The organism is Ekhidna lutea, from assembly GCF_900188325.1.
Taxonomy (GTDB): domain Bacteria; phylum Bacteroidota; class Bacteroidia; order Cytophagales; family Cyclobacteriaceae; genus Ekhidna; species Ekhidna lutea.
Window position 1 is genome coordinate 230,299 of the sequence record NZ_FZPD01000004.1, and the last position, 24,739, is coordinate 255,037.

Consider the following 24,739-nt stretch of genomic DNA (forward strand, 5'->3'; position numbering starts at 1 on the left):
TCTTTCTAATCAATATTTCTATTGTCAATAATTTGGTAATTCTTATATCTCTCATTGAGCTGGCCCTCTTTCATAAATACATAATCTGTCACCGGCCTATTCTTCCAACTTTTTACATCTAAATCCATATTCACATATGTGATTCGCTGAAGTAAAAATTGATGATTAGATGAAAAATTAACACTTACCTCTTTTAATTTTTTATTATCACTGAACTCGAACTCAACTTCTGTTACCATATCATTCTTTACTATCTCAGCACTAGGTTTCAGTGTGACTATCATGTTGATATTCGAATCAACCTTTTTATCTGTACACGTAACTCCCTGATTGGTCTTCAGAATCTCTTCTTGTAATTGAGTGACCTTTTCAAATTGTTCTGCGTGATTAACCTTGATTGGTTCTCTTCTTATTATCTTCTTCTGAGGATGCACGATCATGAACGCATCACTATTGTCCTGATAAACCGAGATGGTTGAACTCTCAAAGACATATTGCTCAGTATTCACATAAAGTGTACTGTTCAGATTTACATCGCTTCCGCCCTCTTTAAGCGGATTATCCTTATAAAACATCTCCATCTCAAGAAAATAGGTTTTACCCTCTACCAGCTCTGAAAAAGATTTCATTCGTTCAAAATGACCTTCGAGGTATTGAATACACGGCTCTTGAGTGGATACAGCTCCGCTTAATAAATATGCTATTAGAAATGCTTTCATTCCGAATCTGATCTTTGTTCTTTAGGGAGATTATATTGAGTTTCCGTGACTGTTTTGAGCCCTCTTTCCGTTTCAATACTTCTACTCACGAGCTGACCCTCATCATTGTATTGATAGTAAATTCCAAAGTGTTGATCATCGAATTCCGTCAACAACCTCAGGGATGTAGTCTCATAGACATAACAATTTCCTTCGGCATCAAACGGTTGAAACCTGACATCATCAATAAAAACATTGGTGTTCAGAGTTGCATCCGTCTTATTTAATACTATTGATAATTCGTTATCAATTCCTATTGACTGAAAAGTTGAACCTGGAATTTTTGATGATAATAAAACCCAATCACCAGTTTGTGCTACTTTAACTAGTGGCATGCTTTCAGCTCCTATTTCCAGATTTAAATCATCAGGAACTAGATTGTTTTCAAAATAAAACCAACCCATAAAAACGCCTCCACTTTGAATAAGATGGTCATTTACTTTTAAGCCATCTACAACTACGTCCTCCAGTTCAACCTGTGCAGAGTTATTCCCTGAGTGTGCCAATGCATTTGTTTCTGTTGCATATTCATAATCTTCAAAAAAGATGGTATTGTATTCTCCATTGGCTACCACCATTGAAGGTAAATGCTGAATAGCAGAAGGTTTAAAAATCGCCGCACTGTGTATATCCAGTACATCCTTTTCTTCTATTGGCTCACCGTTTGGGTTATAGAGAACTACCTCAGAGCTTCTTATCCAATTATTATCCTGCTGATCCTGATTATTGAAATCTCTGTTCCAATCAAATTGCGAACTGACATTGAAAGTACCTGAGCTATAGACCTTTTCAGATGCACTGGATGTATATAGATTATCCGCTTTATATACGTAACTTCTTTTTGGCCGCCAGATTTGATTCAACTCAGTCAAATCAGATGAAGACAGCTCGTATTGTTCGATCACCCGATTATTCGGCCACTCTTCTGTCCATGTGGAATTAAACCAATCGTTGCTGAATGTTTGCACAGATGCACTAAGCAAGTTCACCGGGTTATCAAACCAATTTGACCACCCCGTTTCTGGCTCTTTTCCATAGATGGTAAATGTTGCAGTATTTGAATTCAGTAAGTTTTTGAATTCATCAACATCTAGATTTTCAATTCTCGCTGTTGATTTAGGACCCATCGCCTCATACTCTTCCATCCATGCAGCTGGAATAGTTAACTGATAAATTGAACCATCATGTTTCTCAGAGTTTCCGGCTAGTTGCAAATTGTGATAACCATCCGTATTTCTAACAAGAATTGGCTTACCATTTTGCGAGTTGAATGCAACATTTTCTTGTGTGTGATAAATTCCATCCTGATAAGTTGTTACACTTTTTGGAATCACAGGATACTGAATGATTTTGGTTGTAGCGTGTGTTGCCAATATGTTTTCTTGCATTGAAAATGATGGCCAAAGCGTTACGAAGATTGGTGGGAAAAGCGAGACTGTCACACTGATGTCCAACTCCACACTAAAATCAATCGCTTTATCCTTGATCTTTCTGGACTCAAAGGCCATTTCCATTTCCTTGCCCGGCAAATCCTCATATTCCTCAATGGAATTGGTGGCCTTATCCCATCTAAACATTCTAACCGATTCCCCCGGCTTAAAATATTCGTACTGTTGCTGGGAAACCACATACGCCTTTTCTTCAAAGTATTGTCCAGATGATTCGTCTAAACTAAACTGACCAGCATAGTTTGAAACACTTTTGGTCTGGCCATGCATGTTGTTCATGAGGAACCTGAATCCCTGGCTGGTAAATGCTTTCGTAGTGGTGTAATTAAATACGCCGGCGGGAATGGTTAGAAAATCCCTTTGCGTATCCAATGTGGATCTACTTACTCCTCTCTTATCATTCGTGTCAATTGCACTATAAACTCCATCATATGGAAATTCATTTGCTGTGTGAAACTCGTGTACGGTAAACCCATCCCCTGAAGGTCCAGAGTTAATATTTTTCACGACCACTCTACTATGGCCAATGGATGGAGCTGGGAGGATTGATTCTCCTAAAGGTCCTTCAGATTGTTTTTTATCTTCTCCTGCAGTAATTCTACTAAAAAATCCCTGATCACCTCTTGCAATAAAATTAACTAAAGGGTTTTCTTCACGAGCGGCAGACGGCTCGTTAGTTGCTACGCCACTACTTGTAATACCATCTTCTTTAACATAAATATATTCAGTTCCATAGAGGGACGGATCTCCTGATTCGAGTCCCTGATCGTAAAACAACAATCTCTTTACCCTAGCTCCTGTCGCTTTTTTAGCAACTGTCATCGGTAATTTTAGAAAAGAGGATGCATGGTCTATGGTCAGACAAACATCATCTTTGTCATCGAGCTGATAGAAAAATAACTTTCCATCTGTACTCATTTGTAGCATCATTTGGATACTTAAAGGACCAATTCCATTATCACCGTTATTAGCTCTACCAATTATTGCGTTTTCATATTTCCTTTCATAGTCACTTTCAATACAGCTGGAGTTGTCGAGTTTACCTTGTTTTTGGTTTGAAACCAGCTCAAAACATGCCTGTCTTGGAATAGAACCTCTCGACCCACTAGAGCCTCCAACATTAGCTAATGTGATATCTATTACATTCTTTCCGTTTCTGTTATTTACAGTGGCTGATTCAAAATTAGCATACCCGGAAATATACTCTGAGCGACAGTCATCAAGAGATGGGTTTCTACCTTTTAGTGCGTAGAGAAACTTAAAGTATATTTTATCCCCTGTTCGGGTAAAATGATCTTCGATTTTATCTCTGAGTTTATTGACCATCGCGCCATCCTCAGGATTTATCCCCATATCCTCTACATTAATGGAGTAGATAGGGTCTGAGTTGTAGCCTTGCTCGTCTCCTATATCAACAAGACTCGCCATTGCCATTGCATCACGATCTTGAACTTTGGTATAATCCTTCTCTTCATATTGAACATTGATTTTACCTCCAGATGGAAGTACAATCTGCTTCAAATGCCAGGCAGCAGGATCAAAGAGTTTTTCATAATAATCGGTTTGCCACCTGGCACTTTGGTCAACCCATGGAATCCCACGTTCTTTTCTGTCTTCTGCATTACCCATTGGATTTCCCCAAGGACCCAATAAATAAGGTGAATAAATGGGGTTTTGGATGGATTCCGGTAGTTTCTCAAAATCTTTAAATATTTCCTGACCAGCTAAGAAATCAGAAGCCTGAGGGTAGTTATACTCAAATTTGTATGGACTAATTCTGGCAGGGTGTGTACCATTATACTCAAACCAAACTTTTTTAAGGGTAAGTTTCCCTATATCGTCGACCCCTGTAACATTTGAGGCACTAGTAAAGTCAAAGTTACTATCTACATTATTTGGCACATTGGGTACCAGGCTGTAATCATAGTCGAATCTTACAACTTTCAGTGGCTTTTCCCAAACCGGGTTTCCACTTGGGTCCTTAGGAAACAAAACTATTTTATCCAGGTATTCAAGGTTGGTGTCTCCTTTTCGATCTCCATTGCTGGATGCCGGATCCGACTGGTTTGTAATATCTGGAGCTCCCAGTCCATCTTTCCGATTCAATGCAGGATTGTCCACCTCATTACCTTTAAGGAAATACAAGTTCAATCCTCTTAATTCGGTAGCCTGTTCACTGGTAATATCACCATCACCTTCCAGTGTATTTACTAAATCTGTTTTATTGGTGATAAAATAAGCCCGATGTGTTTTTGTATCAATGGACTTTAAATATTTGATCTCTTTTTCCCCAGTTACAATTGACCCTAAATCATCCTTTGTATCTGAAATAGCATTCTGGTTGTATAGCAGTCCTGCATATGGAGTTCTGTATCGGTACCATTTGGATTGACCTTCACCATACAAGCTCCTGTACTGGAATGAAGTCCAACCTCCAAAATCTCCAACAGAAGGTCCATTGTCATCCACATCAACGTAATTGGGGGATGTGATAGCGGTCAGCAGAAAGTTATTTACATAACTTTCATTTCTTATTTCTCCCAGAACAGACTTATGCACATCTTGATTCAGTGATTTTACTTCATAGTCACTACCATCCTTACCTAACTGCAATTCGTCAAATGTCAAGTATCTATTATAGACCTGTGTTCCTCTTTCAATATCAACACTTAAATTGGTCTCGTTTCTCACCCTTAGCGGCTCTGAATATGCGTAGGTTACCCCTCCTTCGTTGGTGATTTCAAAACCGTCAAGCTTACCGCTTGTGTTGCTTTCTTTAATAAAAGAAGATTGACCTGTTTCGCTTTTGATTAAACTATAATCGGTTCTTCCATCGCCCTCAGCCTGAGGCTCAATTGCGACTGCACTTCTGAAACCTGGTATGAAACTATTAAGTTGAGTAATCGCTGTTTCAATATCATCCTTAGAAGTGTACGCTATTTTTCCGCCCTGATCAGTTGTAAATCTGAAATGGGTTTCATCTGATGAAGAGAAAGGTTGCGTCCCTCCCCATGAGCTCATTTCGGTTTTTTGTGAGCCCGCACCAATGTCTACCCCTACTCCGATATTCCCACCAAGAGCCAATTCAGAGCCCAGCTGAAATATGCCAATGTTACTTTCCATATCATTTGGTTTGAAGGTCCCAATGGTGTGATGATACGCTCTAAATCCTCCCTGTATACCTTCTCCTGTGGCAATAAACTGATCTGCATTTGAAAAGGGCATTCCGATAAATACATCCCTTTTATTGAAGGTTGATCCCTTTTCAACATAATAATCCATTACGCCTGATGATGTAGCAGCACTGGAGTTTAGAAAGCCATAGGCTGAACGTGGGGTCAAATAATCATTGTACTGAAAAGAAACTCCTCCCTGAAACCCTGTTTCAAATCCTACAGGTAAAAAGGGATTAAACTGAATACTTGCACTCCAATTGAATGATCTTCCAGTGTATTCGTTGAAGCTAGGTGGTGGAGACGACTCTGCCGGTAAAATGCTGGCATACGAACTTGTCTTAATACCTAATCCAAAGCTACTTTTACCACTGCTGCTATTTTCATTTCTAAAAACTTTGCCTTTACCACCGGTACGCCTCTCATGATAGGTTTTCAGGTCTTTTTCTATCGTCGGATCATTCTTGATTTTTTCTTTACCAATGTCTTTTAAACTATTTAAAAAGGCTATTGGATTAATCGATGGTCTGAATGTAAAACCATCATTATCAATATTGAAGTTTAAACCAATTCCTTTAGCAGAAATACCTAAACCTAAATTTCTTTGATATCCATAATAGTTATTAAACCTTAAGGAGTTAGATATAGATGCACCAATCGGCACATCTACAGAGAACGCTTCTACCCCAGCTGATGCTCCGACATTTACTGTCCAGTTTGGCCTGGTTTTATTGTAATACTTCACCTCAGCTCCATTGTAATCGTCAGGGAACCCTCTAACAGACCGGTTAATTACACCAGGGTTTAGTGACCATCCTAAACCAACCCATGAAGCCTCCTGTTCAGAGGTTACGCCACTATTGTAAGAGAGTGAAAGCGCATAACCACCACCATCCACACCTGGAATTTCAATCACCGGAATATTGTAGTTGAAGTCTCCCGTAAACAAGTTCACCATTTCTGTAGTAGACACAGGAGTGAAGGTGGAGAACTCCGGCTGATTTGGCCCGCTAGTAAGCGCAAGCACTCCAACCGGGAAAATAATTTCAGCCAAAAAATTAACCAGAAGGTATATGCTTAACACCTTGATAAATCGTGAGTTTCTTATTTTCATAGTGAACTTAATCTAACCTTGAATAAGGCTCTTATGCTTCAAAAATAATTTATCCTTTGTATGACTTTATGAAATAAAACACCCAATGAACGAACGATAGATTTAACAGGACGAATCATTGTTTTCAGTGAACGAACGTGAAGTTTTTCAAAAATCAAAATGCTCATTTAATGTTTTTGATAGTTAATTATCGGACGTTTAAGCTTGGAATTTTTTGAATATCAGATCTCTTAAAAACGAAATGACTTATACCCGTTTTGAAAATTTCATCGACAAATACAATGTCTAGTTTTTCAGCACTAAGAAGCTTTTTACTTTTATCAGTAAAGACAAGAAATACACTGTTGACTTTGCTCGTCCCATAGGCTCTTTCGTAGTGAAATAATGAGGGACTGATCTTATCATTACTTGTTTTAAGTGAGATGAGCTCACCAATTCGAAAGCTTAATTGTTCAATTCGCCGATTATAGTCTTCTTTATCAGAAACATTTTTGTAAACAACATCTTTATTCTCCAGCCTGGACTCAAAACTGATTAGAAAGCTTTCCTGATTAGAATAAACCTGCACAAGTGAATCGAAAGCCGCTTTTTCAAATTCCACATCCAATTCTTTTATAGCGAGAACCTCCGGAGGTAGATATTTCACAGTCAATTTCAAGTCATCAATTATCCTCTCCTTAATCAATCCATTCTCTTCATCATTGATCCATACGTGAAGGTCATTAACATCATATCTACCTGTGCAGGATAAAGCAATCACGGAAAAGGCAAACAATTTGAGGATTGATTTCATTTAATTATCGTAGGCTTTATTCAATCCCTCCAGGATTTCTTCGGTTATATCCAGTTCTTTTCTTCCATACATAATATTCCCCTCTAAATTGGAGCCTAGAACTAAGTCCAAATTGTTTCGTTCCGAATATTCTGCTATGTATGAATTGATTTGCTCAAGTGCGCCTTGAAACAAAGGATTTTCGAGAAGATTACGATTATTATTGATCCAAACCTGTGTAGATATGAGCTCACTCTCCAGCACTTTTAATTCTTTCGAATTACTCTCTTTTGCCTTAGCATAAAGATTGGTTAGAGAATCAAGCTTTTGATTTTGGGCTTGTAATTGCTGGAAATGATATTCCCTTATTTCTTCAATACCCTTATAATTCTCTATCAAAACATTATTTCTCACAAAAGCCAATTTTTCTTTATCAGCACAAGAGAAACATGTCAGTAGAAGGGTGAGAAGAAACAGAACTGGTGACTGGTTCTTTTTCAATCTAAAACAAATAGGTTAGGTGTAAATAAAACAGTGCAAGGATAATGATTTTTAACAAATTCAAAAAAATAAAACCTTTTTAGTCACAACTCAATGAGAGATCGATTATAAATCAAACTAAAAGCAAATTCAAAATGTTGATACAACTATCTACCGGGATAAGTGTAGAATCATTAAAAGACAGATTACCTATTTTTGCAAAGAATCTTGAATTATTACACAATGATAAATACTGAGGAATTCAGAAAATATGCCGTAAAAGGCCAAAATATTAGCGGTACAGCTGTTGATGACTATGTGCATCATGTAGAAAATATGACTCGAGCGGTTATTGAGGAGAGACCAACAAATTTTCGTGAAATAGATGTGTTTTCACGACTCATTATGGATCGTATTATTTTCCTTGGTATGCAGGTGGAAGAAAATATTGCCAATATTATTACTGCACAGTTGTTATTTCTTGAGTCTGTAGATTCTAAAAAAGACATCTTATTATATGTGAATAGCCCCGGAGGCTCAGTTTATGCAGGTTTAGGCATGTATGACACCATGCAATATGTAAGTCCGGACGTGGCTACTATCTGCACCGGCATGGCAGCTTCTATGGGCGCAGTGCTTTTATCGGGTGGAGCTGCAGGGAAGCGATCGGCCCTTCCGCACGCGAGAGTGATGATTCACCAACCAAGTGGCGGAATGCAGGGTCAATCAAGAGATATGGAGATTACCCTTAAGCAGATGCAAGAGCTAAGAAAAGACCTTTACGGCATCTTGTCTAAGCATTCCGGTAAATCACTTAAAGACATTGAAAAAGATTCTGATCGCGATTATTGGATGAGAGCATCAGAAGCAAAAGAATACGGCCTCATCGATGAGGTTTTAGAGAAAAAATAAATAGCCATGGCTCAAGTGACCTGTAGTTTTTGCGGAAGAAATAAAAAAGATGTGGATCTGATGATCTCCGGCATACATGCGCACATTTGCGATAAATGTATTGCCCAGGCTCAGCAGATATTGAATGAGGAACTAAAAACTACCTCAGAAAATGAGAGTCCTAACTTTAAGCTCATCAAGCCTACGGATATGAAATCGCATCTTGATGAATTTGTTATTGGTCAGGATGAAGCTAAAAAATACATATCTGTAGCTGTTTATAATCATTACAAACGTCTGATGCAGACGGATGAAAAAGATGATGTGGTGATTGAAAAATCAAACATTATCATGGTTGGTCAAACAGGTACAGGTAAAACGTACTTAGCAAGAACTTTAGCAAAAATTCTACAGGTGCCTTTTTGCATTGCCGATGCAACAGTGTTAACTGAAGCCGGTTATGTTGGAGAAGATGTAGAAAGTATTCTTACAAGACTTCTTCAATCTGCAAACTACGATGTGGAAGCAGCTGAAAGAGGGATTGTTTACATAGATGAGATTGACAAGATTGCCCGAAAATCTGATAATCCTTCAATTACCAGAGATGTGAGTGGTGAGGGCGTACAGCAAGCTTTACTTAAGCTGCTTGAGGGCACGACAGTAAATGTGCCTCCTCAAGGAGGGCGAAAGCACCCGGATCAGAAAATGATCAATGTGAATACTGAGAATATTCTATTTATCTGCGGTGGTGCTTTTGATGGAATTGAGCGACATATTGCTAATAGACTGAACACTCGTCCTATTGGTTTTGCTAATGATAATGAGTTTAAGTCTGGGGTGATCGACAAAGACAACCTTTTGCAGTATATCACTGCTCAGGACATTAAAAGCTTTGGACTGATACCCGAGCTAATTGGGCGATTACCTGTATTGACTCACCTGGATCCATTGAATAATGACGCCCTCAAGCAAATTCTAACTGAGCCGAAAAATGCGCTTGTTAAACAGTACACGAAGCTGTTTGACATGGAAGATGTAAAGCTCGATCTTCATGAAGATGCACTTGATTATATTGTTGAGAAAGCGATGGAATTTAAACTTGGAGCCAGAGGTCTAAGGTCTATTTGTGAGGCCATTGTCACTGACGCAATGTTTGAGCTGCCATCAAATAAAGACATCAAAGAAATCGTGATTGACCGAACGTATGCGGCTGAGAAGTTTGAGAAATCAAAGTTCAATAAGCTGAGAGCTGCTTAAGTCTATTCTTCAAGCCATTCAATAATATCTCTAGCTGACTCTCGAGCAAAGTGCTGCGTTCCAAGCAGAGATTTAAAGTCTTGATAATTCCCAAGCATGCTTGCGCTTTGCTGGTGATCCTTCAAAATCAGTAATACTTCACCTGCAATTGAAGGAGTATCTTTCAAGGAATAATTACTAACAACTTCTTTGTTTAGTATTCTATTGATAATAGAATGAGTGTTATTTGACTTGCTAAAAAGGGAATTGTGAAAGACATTGACAGTGGGGCTATTGGTAAAAACCGATAAGATATTACTTAGTTGATCCATCGATAGCGTCATATTTGATTTCTGGATAGCTATAATTGATTTTTCTAGATCCTCTGAAGGATTAACCAATCTGAATTTTACGTCAACCAACTGCTTTGAAAGCGCTTTCAATAATTTATTCGCTCTTTTTTCATCACTCTTGAAGCAGTAACAAATTGTAATTAGTGATGCATTATTTGTGTCACTATCATTAATAACGTGAGTGGATTTAACAAAATCTGATAATAAGTTAACATGCTTTACAGAATCAGAGGGCACATCGTAATAAATCTTGTCTGCTATGATTTTTCTTTCATAGCTATCCAATAAGGATTGATAAAAATAACAGCATCTTATTCCATATTTCTTTGCCGTTTTTGAAAGTCCAGATGATTTATTTGTCCCAACGATGAGAAGCAGATCTGGCTTAACACCATCTTTGAGGTAGGCTAATGCCTCTCTATAACCATCTGCAATCTTTATCTCACTCCGAACGTCAAACCTTTTTAGTTCATTGATAAGGATATCAGCTAACTTCTGGCAAACAACATTTTCAGCAAAAACAATGTACTTCATCTAATCTCCGTAGTAATCAACAAAATTACGAGGAGTTTCATATAGCCGGAGGTGATTCAATCTCGCATTCCTATCAATTCTATTCACTTCTGGGTAAAGAATTTTCCAAAATTCAATAATTAAGTTTTCGCAGCTTGCGATCTTATCTTTCATAAAGGGAACATCAAGGTTAAGATTTTTATGATCCACTTTTACAATTACCTTGTCCTGAACCAAACTATTGAGCTTCTCAGGATTAATTACAAACCCACTTTCATTATCTGGCTCCCCTTTAACTCCTACAATCAATTCAAAATTATGCCCATGCCAGTTCTCATTGGCACAAGGTCCGAAAACCTTTTTGTTCTGTTCTTCAGTCCAAGATGGGTTGAATAGCTTATGTGAGGAAGAAAAGTGGTGTTTTTGTTTAATCACTATCATCTACAAAAACGCTTAAATAGAATCATACGAATCAAAAAGGGGTGCTATTAAACACCCCCTTCTCACAAAGATTTATAAATTAAAATCAATTTTTAGATTCAAGGTAAGCTTTTTTAGAAATTGTGCTGTCAGATGATATTTTATATACTTCTACAAAATCATCTTTATCCATGTCCTCTGAGATATTACCTGGAATTCTTGTTATCTGAATAGCTCCATCATCTAGCCAACTTACACTTCCCCGATCAACTGTTCCTTGCTTGATTACATTATTATTCTTGTCAAGAATCTTGTATTCAAGCCCTTTTGGATTATTGTCTTTTAAATTGCTTTCAATTTCTGAGGTGCAAAGAGCATAATTTTTAGAAGCATTCCAATCACAATCTGCATATTCATTACTTACTGAATTTCCTGTTGTTTTCTTATTACAAGAAATCAGCGTAAGAACCGAGATAAAAAAAACTATTCTTATTCTATTCATTTTTTTATTAATCTCTTGTTCAAAATTTGCTCGGTTGTACGAATTGAAACATTGTAAATACCAACCGGCAGATCAGATATGATGTAATAATTATTGAATTTCTGGGGAATCATTGCCTTACCATCCATGCTATATAGAACTACCGAAATTACTTTATCAGAATGTTCAATTTCGAATTTTTCCGAAACAGGATTTGGGTAAATATTTATTAATACATCATCTGTTAGTCCTAGAACTGTACTAATTGAATATGGTTCTGAAACTGAAACACAGTTACCAAAGGTAACTTCAACAGTATACTCACCTGCTTCAGTAGCTGTATATTCTATTTCTGTTGCTCCGTCTATTTCGTTTCCGTTCAAATACCACTGATATGAATCACCAGGAGATGCCTTTAGTTGATTTTTGGTTAATTCTATAATTACGACCGGAGGATTCTCTTTTGCCTCTACTGAAATCAGATCACCTGAAACTTGACAATCATTTTGATTTGCAGCTACAACACGATATTCATATGTACCGCTCTCCAAGGCTCCTGATGAAATTGTAATTGTGCCATCATTACCAGCAACGCTCTCTCCTACAAAATCCTTATCATCTAAACTGTATAAAGAATAATTAACGTCTACTTTTGAATTGGTTATTTCAATCAATGCTTCTTCTTGAGCGCACAAATCAAAGACATCCTCAGAAACAATCGGGGCATCTGGAAATGCAAATATTTCAACGCTGGCGCTAACACTAATATCCCCACTTCCTGTACTCCCTGTTAATTGGATAGTTTTTTCGCCTTCTGTAGCATATAATACCTCATGAGGTCCATATCCAACTGCAGAAGAAGGAGTCGCTCCAGCTCCAAAATCCCAGGTATATAAATCGACTTGACCAACAGACTCATTTTCAACTATCAAAACTTCACCTAGACATATATCTGCCAAGGCCTTTATTCCTAAATCTGGTGTAGTTTCTGATGGAGCAGTAATACTAAAATCATCTATTGCAACACCCGCTTCTTCAGTACCCGGGTCAGTTTTAAAAACAAAGCGAAATGAAACATTACTGTTGTTACTTAAGTCAGAGGTTGTCATAGATTTTCTAACAAACTCATCACCAGTGTCTCCACTGAAAAAATTCTCCCCAGGAGTCCAAACCACAGCAGATGCTAAGGCTTGTTGATTATACCATGTATCAGCATCTAAATAATCACCTAGTTTTTTCCAGCTGAGTCCTTGATCTGTTGAATATTCGATCGTAAAGCCTTCCCACTCATCTTCAATTTCATATTTAGTGTAAAATTCAATGGTATACTCACCACTTATGCTGAAATCAAATGATGGAGAGTATAAATAAGCTTCGCCATTGGCTTCATATTGTGCTTCATCCAATCCTGTTACCCATGCATTCTCTCCAGAATTAGTTCCGCTTTTTCCACTAACAGTAGAACTTCCTAATTCAAACCCTGTACCGGCAATGGTTACGGCATTAAAGTGAGAGGTGTTGACATCAAAATTTCCGCCATCACTTAAAGAGTAGCTTGTTGATAGGTTTGGCAAAACTGTGATGGTCTTACTAGTAGTTAAAGCTGCATCTCCATTTATTTCTAATGAAACTGTAAAAGCTCCTGAAGAACCATATGTATGAGATGGGTTTTGAAGTGTAGAGGTAGTACCATCTCCAAAATCCCAAAGATAGGAGTCCGCTTTTACTGAACCATCATAAAATTTGATTTCCGAACCTTCATACGCCAAATCAACCGTGGTAAACAACGGAGTAGAAACTGTCGCCCACATATCGCTGGTATATAATCCTCGGCCATGTGTGGCAACCGCAATCAATCCGTCAGCCTCGCGCATTTGAAGCATGTCGCATCTCACGTTTGCTAGTCCGTCATTAGCGACCGTCCATACCGGACTTGCATCAGAAATGGCGGATGTTGTCCATACCCCAAGTTCTGTGGCCAGCATTACCTCTTCATAATTGGACGGATTGAAGATTGCGCCTCTGATTGGCATATCTGGCAAGTTTCCTTCTTTGCTATTCCAGGTAGTACCACCATCTTGAGTAAAGAAAACAGACTCAATGCCATAGTTTGAAGCCGTGGCGATTAGATGATCATTATCTGATCCAACATCTATCGATGAAATGTATACATTTTCCGGTATAGTACTTGTTGAAATTTTTGTTGCGGTTGGAGTAGTGCTAGCATCAGTTACCTTATAGATCTCGCCTAGTCCGGTACCAACAAATACAATGCTATTATCATATTTCGAAACCGTGACTGCTGAAATTACCCCTTCATTCAAGCTCAATTGCAATTCTTCAGCCTCAATATCACCCGATGCTGGAATTTCATATTTTATCATTTGATCACCATCCCCTGCAGCATAAAGAATATTATCATCATCTGCATAGTCTGCTGGATTAATGAATCGACCTACAGAACTTCCAAATTCAACTCTTGAATTAGAATCCCAAAAATCTCTTGTAATCCAATAGCTATTGTAGACATAGCTTGTAATCTGAATGTCACTATCATCTTTATCAATAAAACAAAAGGCTCCATCTCCACCGGTTATTTCATTGGTGCTATTTATGCCTGCATTGAAGAATTGATGAGACCCATTATCCTGCGCTCCAGCCAAAAAATAATTTGAACCAGCTGTATTTTCAACCGCACAAGCGTAAAATTGAGCTACATTGTAATCATTGTTTCGTGCGGTAAATATTGGGCCACCATCCTCAATACTTCTGCTAAATGTCTCAGTAAAGTAAATCCCTCCATCTGTTGATGCAATTGCAAAATCTGGATGACCTGGTCTGAAAATAAAGTTATGCTGATCTGCATGTACATAATCATCACATGCTCCAGTCCAATACGAAATCAAATCCCAATTTTCACCCCCATCCGTGGACTTGCTAATGTCTATTCCACCTGCGATTAAAGTATTTTTATCAACTGGGTCAACGGCAAGAATTAAGTCATACCATGCCTGGCCTCTTGTAAAATCATTTGAACTCTCATTACAATTTTGATCAATATAAGCAGGAATTGTTACCGACTTCCAACTTTCTCCTGCATCATAACTTCTGTAAAAGCCCCCGACATTACTTCCTTGAGCAGCTACAGCATAAACAGTGTTAGGATGGTTTGGGTGAACACCTATTTCTATTCTGTTTTTTCCGGATTCAGGAGTTATTTCGTCCCAGGTAAGCCCATCATCTATTGATTTCCACATTTTTCCAGTGGTACTAATTCCTGTTGATGCGTAAATTATATTGCCTACAATTTCAATATCTGCTCCTCTATCTTCTGCAACAACCTGCTCCCAAGTATCTCCACCATCTACAGACCTGAGAATCCCTCCTGAATTTCTAGTAGCAGCTAGAACAGTAGATTCTTCTGTAACAACAATTTTCTGCACATAATAAAATTCAGCATTGTCTTTTGTTGATGCTATTTGAGTCCAACTTACACCTGCATCTGTAGATTTCCATATTCCATTTCCTCGGGCAGCATCTGCATTGCCCCAACCTTCACCAGTTCCGAAATAAAACACTTCCGTGTTGTTGGGGTCATATGCAATTGAATTAATCGCAATATTTCCGAAAAAATCATTGACCGCACTCCATGAAGAATATTGATCAGTAATGTCGTTATTATACCAAAGTCCACCACCTACACCGGCAGCCCATACTTTTTTATTAAATGAATCATTAGGATCAAACATGATAGCACGCGTTCTTCCGCCAAAATTATTCGGTCCTCTTTCCGTCCATTCGGAAGAGGCCGCACGAGACCTTGTCATTAAATTATTAGCATAATCTTTTGCCGTGAAAAGTCTTTCTGATGGCGGGAATCCCAAAGCCGGGTCCTTGGTCATTTCAAAATCATGGAGGTCCGCTAAATCTGGCCTATCATACTTCTCTAGTTCATTCAATTCAGTTTTGGACATGTCCAAATATTCCTGAAATGGATGACTTGGCTTCTGTAGGACAGAAAATATGGCTGTCCCTGTTAATAATGCAGCTAAGAAGGAAAGTAATCCTAGCTTTTTAAATCCTCTCATACTTAGTTATGTTAATTATAATAATTCATTCAATTTTATCATTAGCTGGCTCAGATCATACTCTGTATCGAGTTGAGGCTTGTTTTTCTTAATATAATCGTATGCTGCCGGGCTTCTTTCTTCAAAATAATTTCTAATTCCTTTCTTATTCAATTTCACCTTAGTTAAAGGGCCTTCTCCTTCTTTCAAGTAATAATTTGGATCAATTTTCACCCTATCTGTTTTACTTCCTGTATCAAATTGAGCGTTATAGTCAGCAGGAATAACTTGATATGTGAAATGGACAAAAGATGAGTATTTATCCCCTATATGATTGATCTTAAAAACTTTAAGGCCACCCTCACTTTCCATACTTATGAATTCTGCTGGTTGAAGCTGATTGGGGATTAAAAGCTTTAGTGAATTTATTGCTTTTATGTCGATCTCCTTAACAACATTTTGATGTCTGAATTCCAATGTGTTTCTAACAACATTAATTTTTATTGGTATTTCTTTAACATCTACTTTATCAGAGCCCTTTAAGTTTATAGAACCGTAATACCATTCAGCATATAGGTAGTTGTCGTTTGGAAATGATTCAGGGACTGAACTAAAAGCTTCAATAGTCGAGCCTGAGTAAGTGCCTCCGGTTATCTGCCCTGTGTTCCGTTGTATTTGACCGCTAAGGAATGTGGATATAAATAGGAATAATGTCGAAATAAGATAAGTTTTGCGAAAATACATGTAGCTTAATAATTATTTTGAATCAAGGCATGCAAGTTAAAAAGATAATAGCAATAATCTTTTTTTACAGTACACTTTTATCCCCGTCATTCAGCCAATTTTTAGATATCAATGACGGGGGAAATATTATTCTTCATTCGCATATATCACCGAACCTTTTAGGTGGTGGAGTTGCAATCATCGACTTCAATAATGATGGTTGGGAGGATGTCTATTTGACCGGAGGTTCTGAAAGTGATGCACTATTAATGAACAAAGGGAACCTCGAATTTGAAGACTCGAGCATTTCTAGTTTTATCTTTCAGTATACTCGATTGTACCACACTAATTCAGTGTCAACAGGTGATATTAATAATGACGGTTTTACTGATCTCTTTATAGGCACGATTAAGGAAGAGTCCTCTCTTCTCTTGCTCAACACCGGAAAAGGATCATTTCAGAATATTACAGCTTCTTCCGGAATTGCTCCTTTCAAAGAGTGGGCAATGGGGGCGGTGTTCATTGATGTAAATAATGATGGTTATCAGGACATTTATGTTATTAACTACATAGAAGAGTTTAACTCAATCTTAGATGAAAACAATGAAGTCATCGGTTTTGATCATGATTGTGCGCCTAACAGATTATTCATAAATAAAGGTGATTTAACATTTAGTGAAGAGGGGGCATTATATAACGTTGACAGCAAAGGATGTGGGCTAGCTGTACTTACAACCGACATTAACAATGACAATATGCAAGACATTTTTGTTGGAAACGATTTTGGAGAATGGGTATATCCTAATGAGTTATTTGTTTCACAACCGGCTTCTAATAGTTTCAACGAGTTAGCTAATAGCTACAATTTATCGGATAGTATATATTCCATGGGAATTGGCGTTGCTGATATAAATGATGATAGTCAAGATGACTTTATAGTGACTAATATTGGAAAAAGTAGCTTTAAACTATCAGACGCTAGTAGCTCAGAATATGAAGATCTTAATCCTTCAGGGTTAATCAACAATCAAACTGGATGGGGAGCTTTAATTTTTGATGCAGACAATGACATTGACTCAGAAGTTTACATTTCAAATGGTTTCATAAACACTGCCGATTTTATAGGAAACGATGCATCAGATTCTAACAGATTTTATTTAAATGCAAACGGAAGTTTCATCGAGTCTACATCAGCATTTGTCATTGATAAAAATGCGAAATCACGTGGATCAGCAGTATGTGATTTAAACAATGATGGTTTTTTGGACATTGTCAATGTTAATATTGACAGAACTCATTTTGACCTAAACTCCAATGTAAATTTTTACATTAATCAAGCCAATCAAGCCAATAACTGGCTGTCTTTGCTGTTGGAAACCAAGGACTTAAAAAGTCCAGTTGGAGCAACTGTAACTGCTTACTATCAAGATCAAGCCATTACAAAAAGGTATTTTTCAGGTGGAAGCCATGCAAGTTCATCTTCCAAAAGGATCCATTTTGGACTGAATAAAGTAACTAAGATTGATTCAATGAAAGTTCAATGGCCAGATGGGGATAAGTCTGTATTTTTCAATATTTCTGCCAATAAACATTTAAAAATTAAACAATCCGAGAATCCAACTCAGTTAGACTGTTCGAGTGCAAATTGGGGATGTGTACATACTAAGCCTCTTTCTTCAGATGTAATCAGTCTTGACTTTTCTGTTTATCCAAATCCTTCGACAGGAGCTATTTCCATTGAATCAATGCTAAATCAACCCATTAAAATTTTTGATAGCTCTGGTCGTTTGATAGCGCTTTATACTATCCCTAATGGAGCACAAAAAGTACATGCAACAATTGAAAAGCGTGGCATATACATTATACGGATTGGTTATGAATCTAAAAAAATACTTATTTATTAAGTATCAATGATAGGGTACAACCATGGTCTGATTTCCAAGGGAATCATAATAATACCAATCTCCTCTTCTGACTCCATTCTCATAAAGCCCTTTTTCTTTTAACACTCCATTTTCATGATATAATTCCCATATGCCCTGTTTAATCTTCTCATTATTCTCATGAAAGGCACCTTTTGATCTAAGATTGCCATTTCGATGATAATAAACACCTTCCTTAACTCTTCCCAATGAGTCAAAGACAAGATCTGCAGTAGGTTGCCCGTTTTCATAGAAAAAAGAACCTTCAATTCTCTTTTCTTCATCAAAAAGAAATCGTGATCGTAAAAACCCTTCTTCAGTCCATCTCATTTCAAGGCCATGTCTCATCCCTTCCGCATAATGCACAAGAAGACCAACTCCCCCGTCCTCATAAAAACCGATTGCCTTTCCATTCAATTCACCATTCTTATAAATGAATGTGGACTTAATAGCTCCAGAAGGATATAGTTTACGCAGGAAAAAAGTACTGTCACTCGTGCCTCCTTCAAAATATAGCACCTTTTCCATTGGCTCACCAGTTTCATAAAAAACTGATGTTTCCCATTTAGGATCACTTTTGCAAGAGAGCAAAAAAAAGAAGCAGCTAAAAGCTGCTCCTTTAATCATATTTACGTGTTTTTGATTCACTATTTGATATTAGAAATTTTAGTTTCTAGTATGTCTTGTAGCTTCATCAATATCATTCAGATTGTCATACCAAGTCACTATTAGTACCTCAGTAGCTGAATCCCAAGATCCAGGAACTGAACCAGTCTGACCTACAGCAAATTGAGCATCTGGAGCTCCAGTTACTGTAATTACATCACAAAGGTCATTAATGTTTCCAGGATTATTTGGTTCAAAACCGAAGGCTCCATAGAATCCGCCAGTAATATCTGTCATGGCATAGTTTCCTTGGTCATCCAATTTCGTAATCTCAACAGTTGTATTTGTTCCGGTAACTCCAAATGCACCATTCTGAGTAACACCAGTCCAAGTTCCTTCTGTTGGAATTGCAGATGGACATGAGAAAGGAATAGAGGTTGATACCGCAGGATTTAACACACCATCATCACTCGGCGCATTTCCATCGATATTAACAACATATGTTAATGTCCAGAAATCTCCAGGTGCCAGGCCATCCTGAGTATAAACAGTTCCATTGACTGGTACATCTGCAAAAAGCTCATTCAAGCTCTGAGTGAAAACATCTCCCGTAACAGTGTACGTCACCGCTGCAGAAGTAGCACCAATCGTTTCATCGTCTGTTTTATCTACATCCTCGATAGTAAGCGTTTTAGTTACTTCGACGCTACTAATCGTTGATCCTTCCGCTTCGAACTTTCCAAGATCTATTGAAATCTCGGTAGTTCCGTTAAAAAGAAACGGGACATTTGTAGATGGATCAATATTCGCAAATTGTCTACCAGACAAGTCTGCGTCTGCATCTCCACCAACAAGAATGTCAGGATTCTGTTCCTCACAAGCAACAAATGCTACTAGGAGGAATAAGATTGCTATTATTTTTATTTTTTTCATAAAACTCAATTTTAAGTGTTTATTCAAACGCCCACATATCGTCAACCAAAGTAGCACCACCCTGTCTTGCAGTAGCAGCTGCCACATTTTCGGCGTTGGTCAAATTCTCTTGCTGAGGATATACCAATCGTCGTGGAAGAATACTCTCTGCAGCTCCAGGCTCAGGAGAAATAAAGCCAGGGAAACCTGTTCTTCTATAATCAGACCAGATTTCGACCATGCCTTGAACATACAAAGCCTTATACTTTTCAGAGATTACTCTGTCTTGTCTAGCGTTCGTAGTTGCAAGACCTGCAAGGCTTGCGTTTGTACCTAAATAGGTTGAAACAGCAGCTGAAGATGAATCAACTCCAACTTGATGCATATTTGACTTGATTGCCTCATTCAAAGCAACCTCAGCGCCAGCAATATCACCAGTCATAAGCAATGCTTCAGCTTCTATAAACTTCACTTCAGAGTATGAAATCAAAGGAAGTGGAGATTGGTTTCTTCCCCAGAAAAGGGTAGTACCTGCAAAAGCATTTAAAGCTCCACTATTATCAAAATACACTGCAGATCTAGGATCTCCGTTTAAGATCACATCAGCAAATGTTGGATCAAGTTGCAAAGTTGCAGCTCTATCTGTTTCAAAAAGCGCCACTGGATTTGCATCTGCTGTAGCGGTTCCAAAATCGAAATCTGGTTGCCCGTCATCAGCATCAGTTAATACTCCAGCGTTGATTTGAGCTAGTGCATCAGTGTAAGCTGAAGTACCATTTCTCTTAGACAGAATTACAAAATTTCTTGCCTTAAGAGATCTTGCGGTTGCAATCCAAGAATCAATGTCTCCACCGAAAATCAAGTCGTCAGCGCCTGGAATTACACCTGCTGCTGGCTCCTGAAGATTTGCGATAGCTTGATCAAGTAGTCCCTGAATAGCAGCAAAAACTTCTTGCTGTGTATCAAATACAGGATTCAGGTTATCACTCCCCTGGAATGCTTCAGAGTAAGGAATGTCACCCCATAGTTGAGTTGCAAAACTCAAGTTGTGAGCTAACAAGATTCTCCCAATACCTGCGTAATATGGAGATTCGTTTCCTTCTTCTGTTGCTTTCTCAATGATGTTAATATTATCTCTCATTGCTCCAACATATAGCTGGAACTCCCAAGTGTTATTAACATCCGCTTCATCCGAATTATAGTTCGTGATTGCATTTTGCTGTGCCTCAACACCTTCAAAATATTGCATCCAAATTCCAGCAATTCTACCGCCGGTTGCTGCTATATTATACGCAGACTGAATTTCAGCCTTAGGTAAGATAAGAGGCAATGTTACCTGCTCCCCACTTACAGATGTTGGGTTTAGGTTTGTGTCACCAAAATCACATGCTGTTAGTACAACAACTGCAACAATGGCGTATTTCATTTTAGCTAATATTTTCATAATTATTAGATTTTGATCCATTAAAATGTTGCGTTTAATGTAAATGCATAGCTTTTGGTATTCGGGTTGTTGAAATAATCAAGTCCGATTCCATTTGAAGCTCCTGTCAAGTTTGTCTCAGGATCAATGCCGTTATACTCTGTGAACAACAATAGGTTTCTACCTACTAGTGTTAAAGAAAGACTCTTGAATCCAATAGAAGAAACTAAACTACTAGGAAGGCTATACCCTAGAGATACTTCTCTTAGTCGTACCCAAGAAGTATTTTGGATATTTTCTTCTGGAAGTCCACCAAACGCATATCTGTTCCACTTGTTTTGACCTATACCGAATCTAGGGTTATAGAAGTCAACTGGAGTAGTATTTGCAGCATATGTTGGGTTACCATCACTATCAGTTCCAGTCTCAACAACACCATCAAACACGTATCCTTTTACCTCTCTCTGCTTAGCAGTTACTTCATGTACTCCGAAAGTTTTAAGGATACCAAATGTTCCATTCCACATGTCACCACCTTGACGAACATCCCAGAACATTCCTAAAGAAAGGCCTTTGTAAGAAAGTGTATTTCTGATTCCTGCTACCCAATCCGGGTTTGGATCTCCTAATACAAAATCTTCATCAACCTCTTCTGGCCATCCATTGCTATCAATTACAAGTGTACCATCAGAAGTTCTCTTGAATCCTGATCCATAAATAGCGCCATAAGGCTGACCTGCAACTGCTCTTGAAGTAGTAGAAACGAATCCAGCTAAAGAAACAGTTTCAACTCCTGGAGCTAATTTCTCAACTATGTTTTCGTATTGGGTAAAGTTAACGCTTACATCCCACGAGAAATCACCACTCTCAACAGGAGTTCCGTTTATTACTGCCTCAATTCCTGTATTTGAAATCTCAGCTACGTTTTGAACAGCACTGTTATAACCAGAAGAAGGAGCGATATCTACAGCGATAATTGCATCCTCTGTTAAGGTATTGTAATAGGTAACATCAAACCCAAGTCTTCCTGAAAACAATTCAATCTCAGCACCTACTTCAGTAGTTGTAGTAAGCTCTGGCTTCAAGTTTCCATTAGGCAACAAGTTGTTTCTATCAAATGCATTAGTTCCATCGAAAGGGAAATTTCCACCTGAACTAATGAAACCGTCACCTCCATATGTTGCACCAGAGAAGTATGGATCAGTTGCATAGATGAATGCATTGCCTCCATCGTTACCAACCTGACCCCAAGACGCTCTTACTTTACCATAAGAAAGTACAGCTCCGTTAGACAATCCAAGAGACTCTGTGAAATTCCATCCTAAGCTAGCTGCAGGATAGAATACTGAGTTATTATCCTTTGGAAGGATTGAAGACCAGTCATTTCTACCAGAAACATTCAAGAAAACCTGATCTCTCCAAGAGAAATTAAGCTGACCGAATACTCCGGCTAATTTACGCTGAGTAACACCTCTTGAACCAACTGGTGTTGTAGCGTTACTAATGTCATAAAACTTCGGTACACTTAGTGTGGTTCCTACAGTTTGCTGAGTATTAATCTGTGTGCTGAAATAGTTGTGTCCTAATACAGCTGATAAATTAACATCAGTAGCAAGGTTTCTGTTGATTTTGATCAAGAAATCAGAGTTTAGGTCTCTTGAGTTTCTTGCCAACTGAGTTACTGATCCATCACGCTGAGTCGCTGAGTTAATGTTGAATGCACTATTTATTTCTTCAGAATAAGTATCTAAACCTACCTTATAAGAAACAGATAACCAATCCAAGATTTTATAATCAAGTGCAGTGTAACCAATCAATCGGTTTACATTATCCTCAAAAGGGTTGTTGTTTACTACCCAAAATGGGTTGTCATAAACTCCACCTCTATATGATCTCTGCGTTCCATCAGGGAATTCATATACGCTTACATCATCAGCAGCATCCTGACCATCTGTATAGCCATTTGCGTTATCAAAAGTTGGAGAAGTTCTCAACAAGCCAAGCATGATACCTGAAGTGTTACTTCCCTGCTGAACTCTAAACCCACCAGAGTTAATGAAATTAGCTGACATGGATACACTTAAGTCCTCAGTCAAGTCAGCGCTAGTGGTTGCTTTAAGTGAAGTTCTTCCCCAAGTAGAATTCGGAATAATACCGCTTTGGTCAAGGTGACCAAGTGAGAAATAATACTTCACAGCATCAGAACCACCTGAAACACTCAACGTGTTATCATAAGTGAATCCATTTACGAAGAAATTATCATAGTTGTCATATGCTTTAGCGGGCACTCCGTTTCCAGTTCCAGCAGGAACTAAACGTCCATTTTTATCATAAGGATAATCAGAACCATCAAACTCAAGATCAGAAATTCTTGGTCCCCAAGAGTTTCCTTCACCAGTATCAGGGCCTCTATAGGTCAGAACCCCATTCTGCGCTCTACCTTGAGCGTAAGTTTTTTGAAGCTCTGGCAGCTTATTAACCTCATCCATTCTCACGGAAGAGTTTAATCTTACAACCATGCTTCCCTTTTTACCTTTTTTGGTATTGATAATTACAGCTCCGTTTGCAGCTCTAATACCGTAAAGTACGGTTGCAGCAGCTCCTTTAAGAACAGTGATATTTTCAATATCATTAGGGTTAAGGTCAATCGCTCTGTTAGATCTACTAACACCTGCAGTACCATTTCCAAATTCGCTATTGTCTACGGGAATACCATCAACAACAAAAAGAGGTGAGTTACTACCACTAATTGAGGTGTTTCCTCTGATACGAATATTGGATGAAGCTCCTGGAGAACCAGAAGAACTAACAACAGTAACACCGGCAACTTTTCCGTTAAGCGCGTTAACCAAATTTGTTTCCTGTGCGTTTTTGATGTCATCCTCACCAACATTTTGAATAGAATATCCTAAGGAAGCCTTGTTGGACTCGATACCAACCGCAGTTACTACAACTTCTTGTAGCTCTGTAGCACCTCCCATAGAAATGTCTATTGTAGATCGTGCACCTACTGCCACTTCCTGAGTTTCAAAACCCACGAAAGAATAAACCAAAACAGCACCATCATCCACAGACAGACGGTAATTACCATCTAAATCGGTTGTGGTACCAGTTGTTGTGCCTTTAATCACAACATTCACTCCTGGTAGAGTTTCACCTGCATCATCGGTGACTTTACCAGAAACCGTTCTTTGAGCCATTGCACTAAAGGCAATAACAGTTAAGAACGTAAAACTTAGTAGTAAAATCCTCTTCATACTAACTAGTTAATCGTTAAACATTAATTTATTGAAGCCCGAAAGATATTACTTTTTAAGATTATTTAACAAATCTCAAGAATTCCGAAATTCAACCTAAAACTCCTTTAGAATAAAACTCAGACCGTTTATCAGATATAATCAACATAAAATCTTTATAAACAGAATAAAAATCTTCTTCTTCAAGAAT

16 protein-coding genes are annotated in these 24,739 nt (G+C 38.1%); 3 read left to right on the forward strand and 13 right to left on the reverse strand.

Annotated elements, in window-relative coordinates; translation table 11 throughout:
• Nucleotides 1-5 precede the first annotated feature (5 nt).
• The 4 genes from CHB71_RS12160 to CHB71_RS12175 form a co-directional block, all read right to left on the reverse strand.
• Nucleotides 6-719: a hypothetical protein gene (locus CHB71_RS12160; protein WP_089357197.1), complete on the reverse strand. Its 714-nt coding sequence runs from the start codon at nt 717-719 to the stop codon at nt 6-8.
• On the reverse strand, nt 716-6,493 hold the full coding sequence (locus tag CHB71_RS12165; RefSeq protein WP_089357198.1) for a hypothetical protein: 5,778 nt from the start codon (nt 6,491-6,493) through the stop codon (nt 716-718). The genes CHB71_RS12160 and CHB71_RS12165 overlap by 4 nt, the downstream gene beginning before the upstream one ends.
• Nucleotides 6,494-6,680: 187 nt before the next feature.
• Nucleotides 6,681-7,286 (reverse strand): hypothetical protein, encoded by a 606-nt coding sequence (locus CHB71_RS12170; protein WP_089357199.1) that lies wholly within the window; start codon nt 7,284-7,286, stop codon nt 6,681-6,683.
• Nucleotides 7,287-7,679 (reverse strand): OmpH family outer membrane protein, encoded by a 393-nt coding sequence (locus CHB71_RS12175; protein WP_179213401.1) that lies wholly within the window; start codon nt 7,677-7,679, stop codon nt 7,287-7,289.
• A gap of 309 nt (nt 7,680-7,988) precedes the next feature.
• Here CHB71_RS12175 and CHB71_RS12180 point away from each other — a divergent pair, with 309 nt between their 5' ends.
• Together CHB71_RS12180 and clpX are read left to right on the forward strand one after the other, a co-directional pair.
• On the forward strand, nt 7,989-8,657 hold the full coding sequence (locus tag CHB71_RS12180) for a ClpP family protease (protein WP_089357201.1): 669 nt from the start codon (nt 7,989-7,991) through the stop codon (nt 8,655-8,657).
• A gap of 6 nt (nt 8,658-8,663) precedes the next feature.
• A complete protein-coding gene (gene clpX / locus CHB71_RS12185; protein WP_089357202.1) occupies nt 8,664-9,893 on the forward strand; it encodes an ATP-dependent Clp protease ATP-binding subunit ClpX in 1,230 nt (409 codons plus the stop codon).
• Nucleotides 9,894-9,895: 2 nt separating this feature from the next.
• Here the strand turns inward: clpX and CHB71_RS12190 are convergent, their stop codons facing one another.
• From CHB71_RS12190 to CHB71_RS12210, 5 genes are all read right to left on the reverse strand, one after another.
• Nucleotides 9,896-10,759: a hypothetical protein gene (locus CHB71_RS12190; protein WP_089357203.1), complete on the reverse strand. Its 864-nt coding sequence runs from the start codon at nt 10,757-10,759 to the stop codon at nt 9,896-9,898.
• Complete coding sequence (locus CHB71_RS12195; protein WP_089357204.1) at nt 10,760-11,179, reverse strand: 6-pyruvoyl trahydropterin synthase family protein; 420 nt, start codon at nt 11,177-11,179, stop codon at nt 10,760-10,762. It abuts the gene before it with no gap.
• An 85-nt stretch (nt 11,180-11,264) separates the two neighbouring features.
• Nucleotides 11,265-11,660: a hypothetical protein gene (locus CHB71_RS12200; protein ID WP_089357205.1), complete on the reverse strand. Its 396-nt coding sequence runs from the start codon at nt 11,658-11,660 to the stop codon at nt 11,265-11,267.
• Nucleotides 11,657-15,727 carry a PKD domain-containing protein gene (locus tag CHB71_RS19140; protein ID WP_089357206.1) on the reverse strand — a complete coding sequence of 1,357 codons (4,071 nt, stop codon included), beginning with the start codon at nt 15,725-15,727 and terminating at the stop codon, nt 11,657-11,659. The genes CHB71_RS12200 and CHB71_RS19140 overlap by 4 nt, the downstream gene beginning before the upstream one ends.
• 15 nt (nt 15,728-15,742) lie before the next feature.
• Nucleotides 15,743-16,450, reverse strand: a complete 708-nt coding sequence (locus CHB71_RS12210; protein ID WP_089357207.1) for a hypothetical protein — start codon at nt 16,448-16,450, stop codon at nt 15,743-15,745.
• A 29-nt stretch (nt 16,451-16,479) separates the two neighbouring features.
• Here CHB71_RS12210 and CHB71_RS12215 point away from each other — a divergent pair, with 29 nt between their 5' ends.
• Entirely contained in the window at nt 16,480-18,333 is a 1,854-nt protein-coding gene (locus tag CHB71_RS12215) for an FG-GAP-like repeat-containing protein (protein ID WP_089357208.1), read from the forward strand.
• Nucleotides 18,334-18,336: 3 nt separating this feature from the next.
• Here the strand turns inward: CHB71_RS12215 and CHB71_RS12220 are convergent, their stop codons facing one another.
• From CHB71_RS12220 to CHB71_RS12235, 4 genes are all read right to left on the reverse strand, one after another.
• Nucleotides 18,337-18,879: a toxin-antitoxin system YwqK family antitoxin gene (locus CHB71_RS12220; protein WP_221406722.1), complete on the reverse strand. Its 543-nt coding sequence runs from the start codon at nt 18,877-18,879 to the stop codon at nt 18,337-18,339.
• Nucleotides 18,880-19,017: 138 nt separating this feature from the next.
• Complete coding sequence (locus tag CHB71_RS12225) at nt 19,018-19,890, reverse strand: hypothetical protein (protein ID WP_089357210.1); 873 nt, start codon at nt 19,888-19,890, stop codon at nt 19,018-19,020.
• 19 nt (nt 19,891-19,909) lie between these two features.
• The gene (locus tag CHB71_RS12230; RefSeq protein WP_179213402.1) at nt 19,910-21,313 is read right to left on the reverse strand and encodes a SusD/RagB family nutrient-binding outer membrane lipoprotein; all 1,404 of its coding nucleotides are present in this window, start codon (nt 21,311-21,313) and stop codon (nt 19,910-19,912) included.
• Between the two features lie 20 nt (nt 21,314-21,333).
• Complete coding sequence (locus tag CHB71_RS12235; protein WP_089357212.1) at nt 21,334-24,549, reverse strand: SusC/RagA family TonB-linked outer membrane protein; 3,216 nt, start codon at nt 24,547-24,549, stop codon at nt 21,334-21,336.
• Nucleotides 24,550-24,739 lie beyond the last annotated feature (190 nt).

Coding starts and splice junctions, on each gene's coding strand:
- CHB71_RS12235 (WP_089357212.1), bottom strand. CDS start 24,549: ATGAAGAGGATTTTACTACTAAGTTTTACGTTCTTAACTGTTATTGCC.
- CHB71_RS19140 (WP_089357206.1), bottom strand. CDS start 15,727: ATGAGAGGATTTAAAAAGCTAGGATTACTTTCCTTCTTAGCTGCATTA.
- clpX (WP_089357202.1), top strand. CDS start 8,664: ATGGCTCAAGTGACCTGTAGTTTTTGCGGAAGAAATAAAAAAGATGTG.
- CHB71_RS12215 (WP_089357208.1), top strand. CDS start 16,480: ATGCAAGTTAAAAAGATAATAGCAATAATCTTTTTTTACAGTACACTT.
- CHB71_RS12190 (WP_089357203.1), bottom strand. CDS start 10,759: ATGAAGTACATTGTTTTTGCTGAAAATGTTGTTTGCCAGAAGTTAGCT.
- CHB71_RS12170 (WP_089357199.1), bottom strand. CDS start 7,286: ATGAAATCAATCCTCAAATTGTTTGCCTTTTCCGTGATTGCTTTATCC.
- CHB71_RS12200 (WP_089357205.1), bottom strand. CDS start 11,660: ATGAATAGAATAAGAATAGTTTTTTTTATCTCGGTTCTTACGCTGATT.
- CHB71_RS12160 (WP_089357197.1), bottom strand. CDS start 719: ATGAAAGCATTTCTAATAGCATATTTATTAAGCGGAGCTGTATCCACT.
- CHB71_RS12210 (WP_089357207.1), bottom strand. CDS start 16,450: ATGTATTTTCGCAAAACTTATCTTATTTCGACATTATTCCTATTTATA.
- CHB71_RS12230 (WP_179213402.1), bottom strand. CDS start 21,313: ATGAAAATATTAGCTAAAATGAAATACGCCATTGTTGCAGTTGTTGTA.
- CHB71_RS12220 (WP_221406722.1), bottom strand. CDS start 18,879: ATGGAAAAGGTGCTATATTTTGAAGGAGGCACGAGTGACAGTACTTTT.
- CHB71_RS12195 (WP_089357204.1), bottom strand. CDS start 11,179: ATGATAGTGATTAAACAAAAACACCACTTTTCTTCCTCACATAAGCTA.
- CHB71_RS12225 (WP_089357210.1), bottom strand. CDS start 19,890: ATGAAAAAAATAAAAATAATAGCAATCTTATTCCTCCTAGTAGCATTT.
- CHB71_RS12165 (WP_089357198.1), bottom strand. CDS start 6,493: ATGAAAATAAGAAACTCACGATTTATCAAGGTGTTAAGCATATACCTT.
- CHB71_RS12180 (WP_089357201.1), top strand. CDS start 7,989: ATGATAAATACTGAGGAATTCAGAAAATATGCCGTAAAAGGCCAAAAT.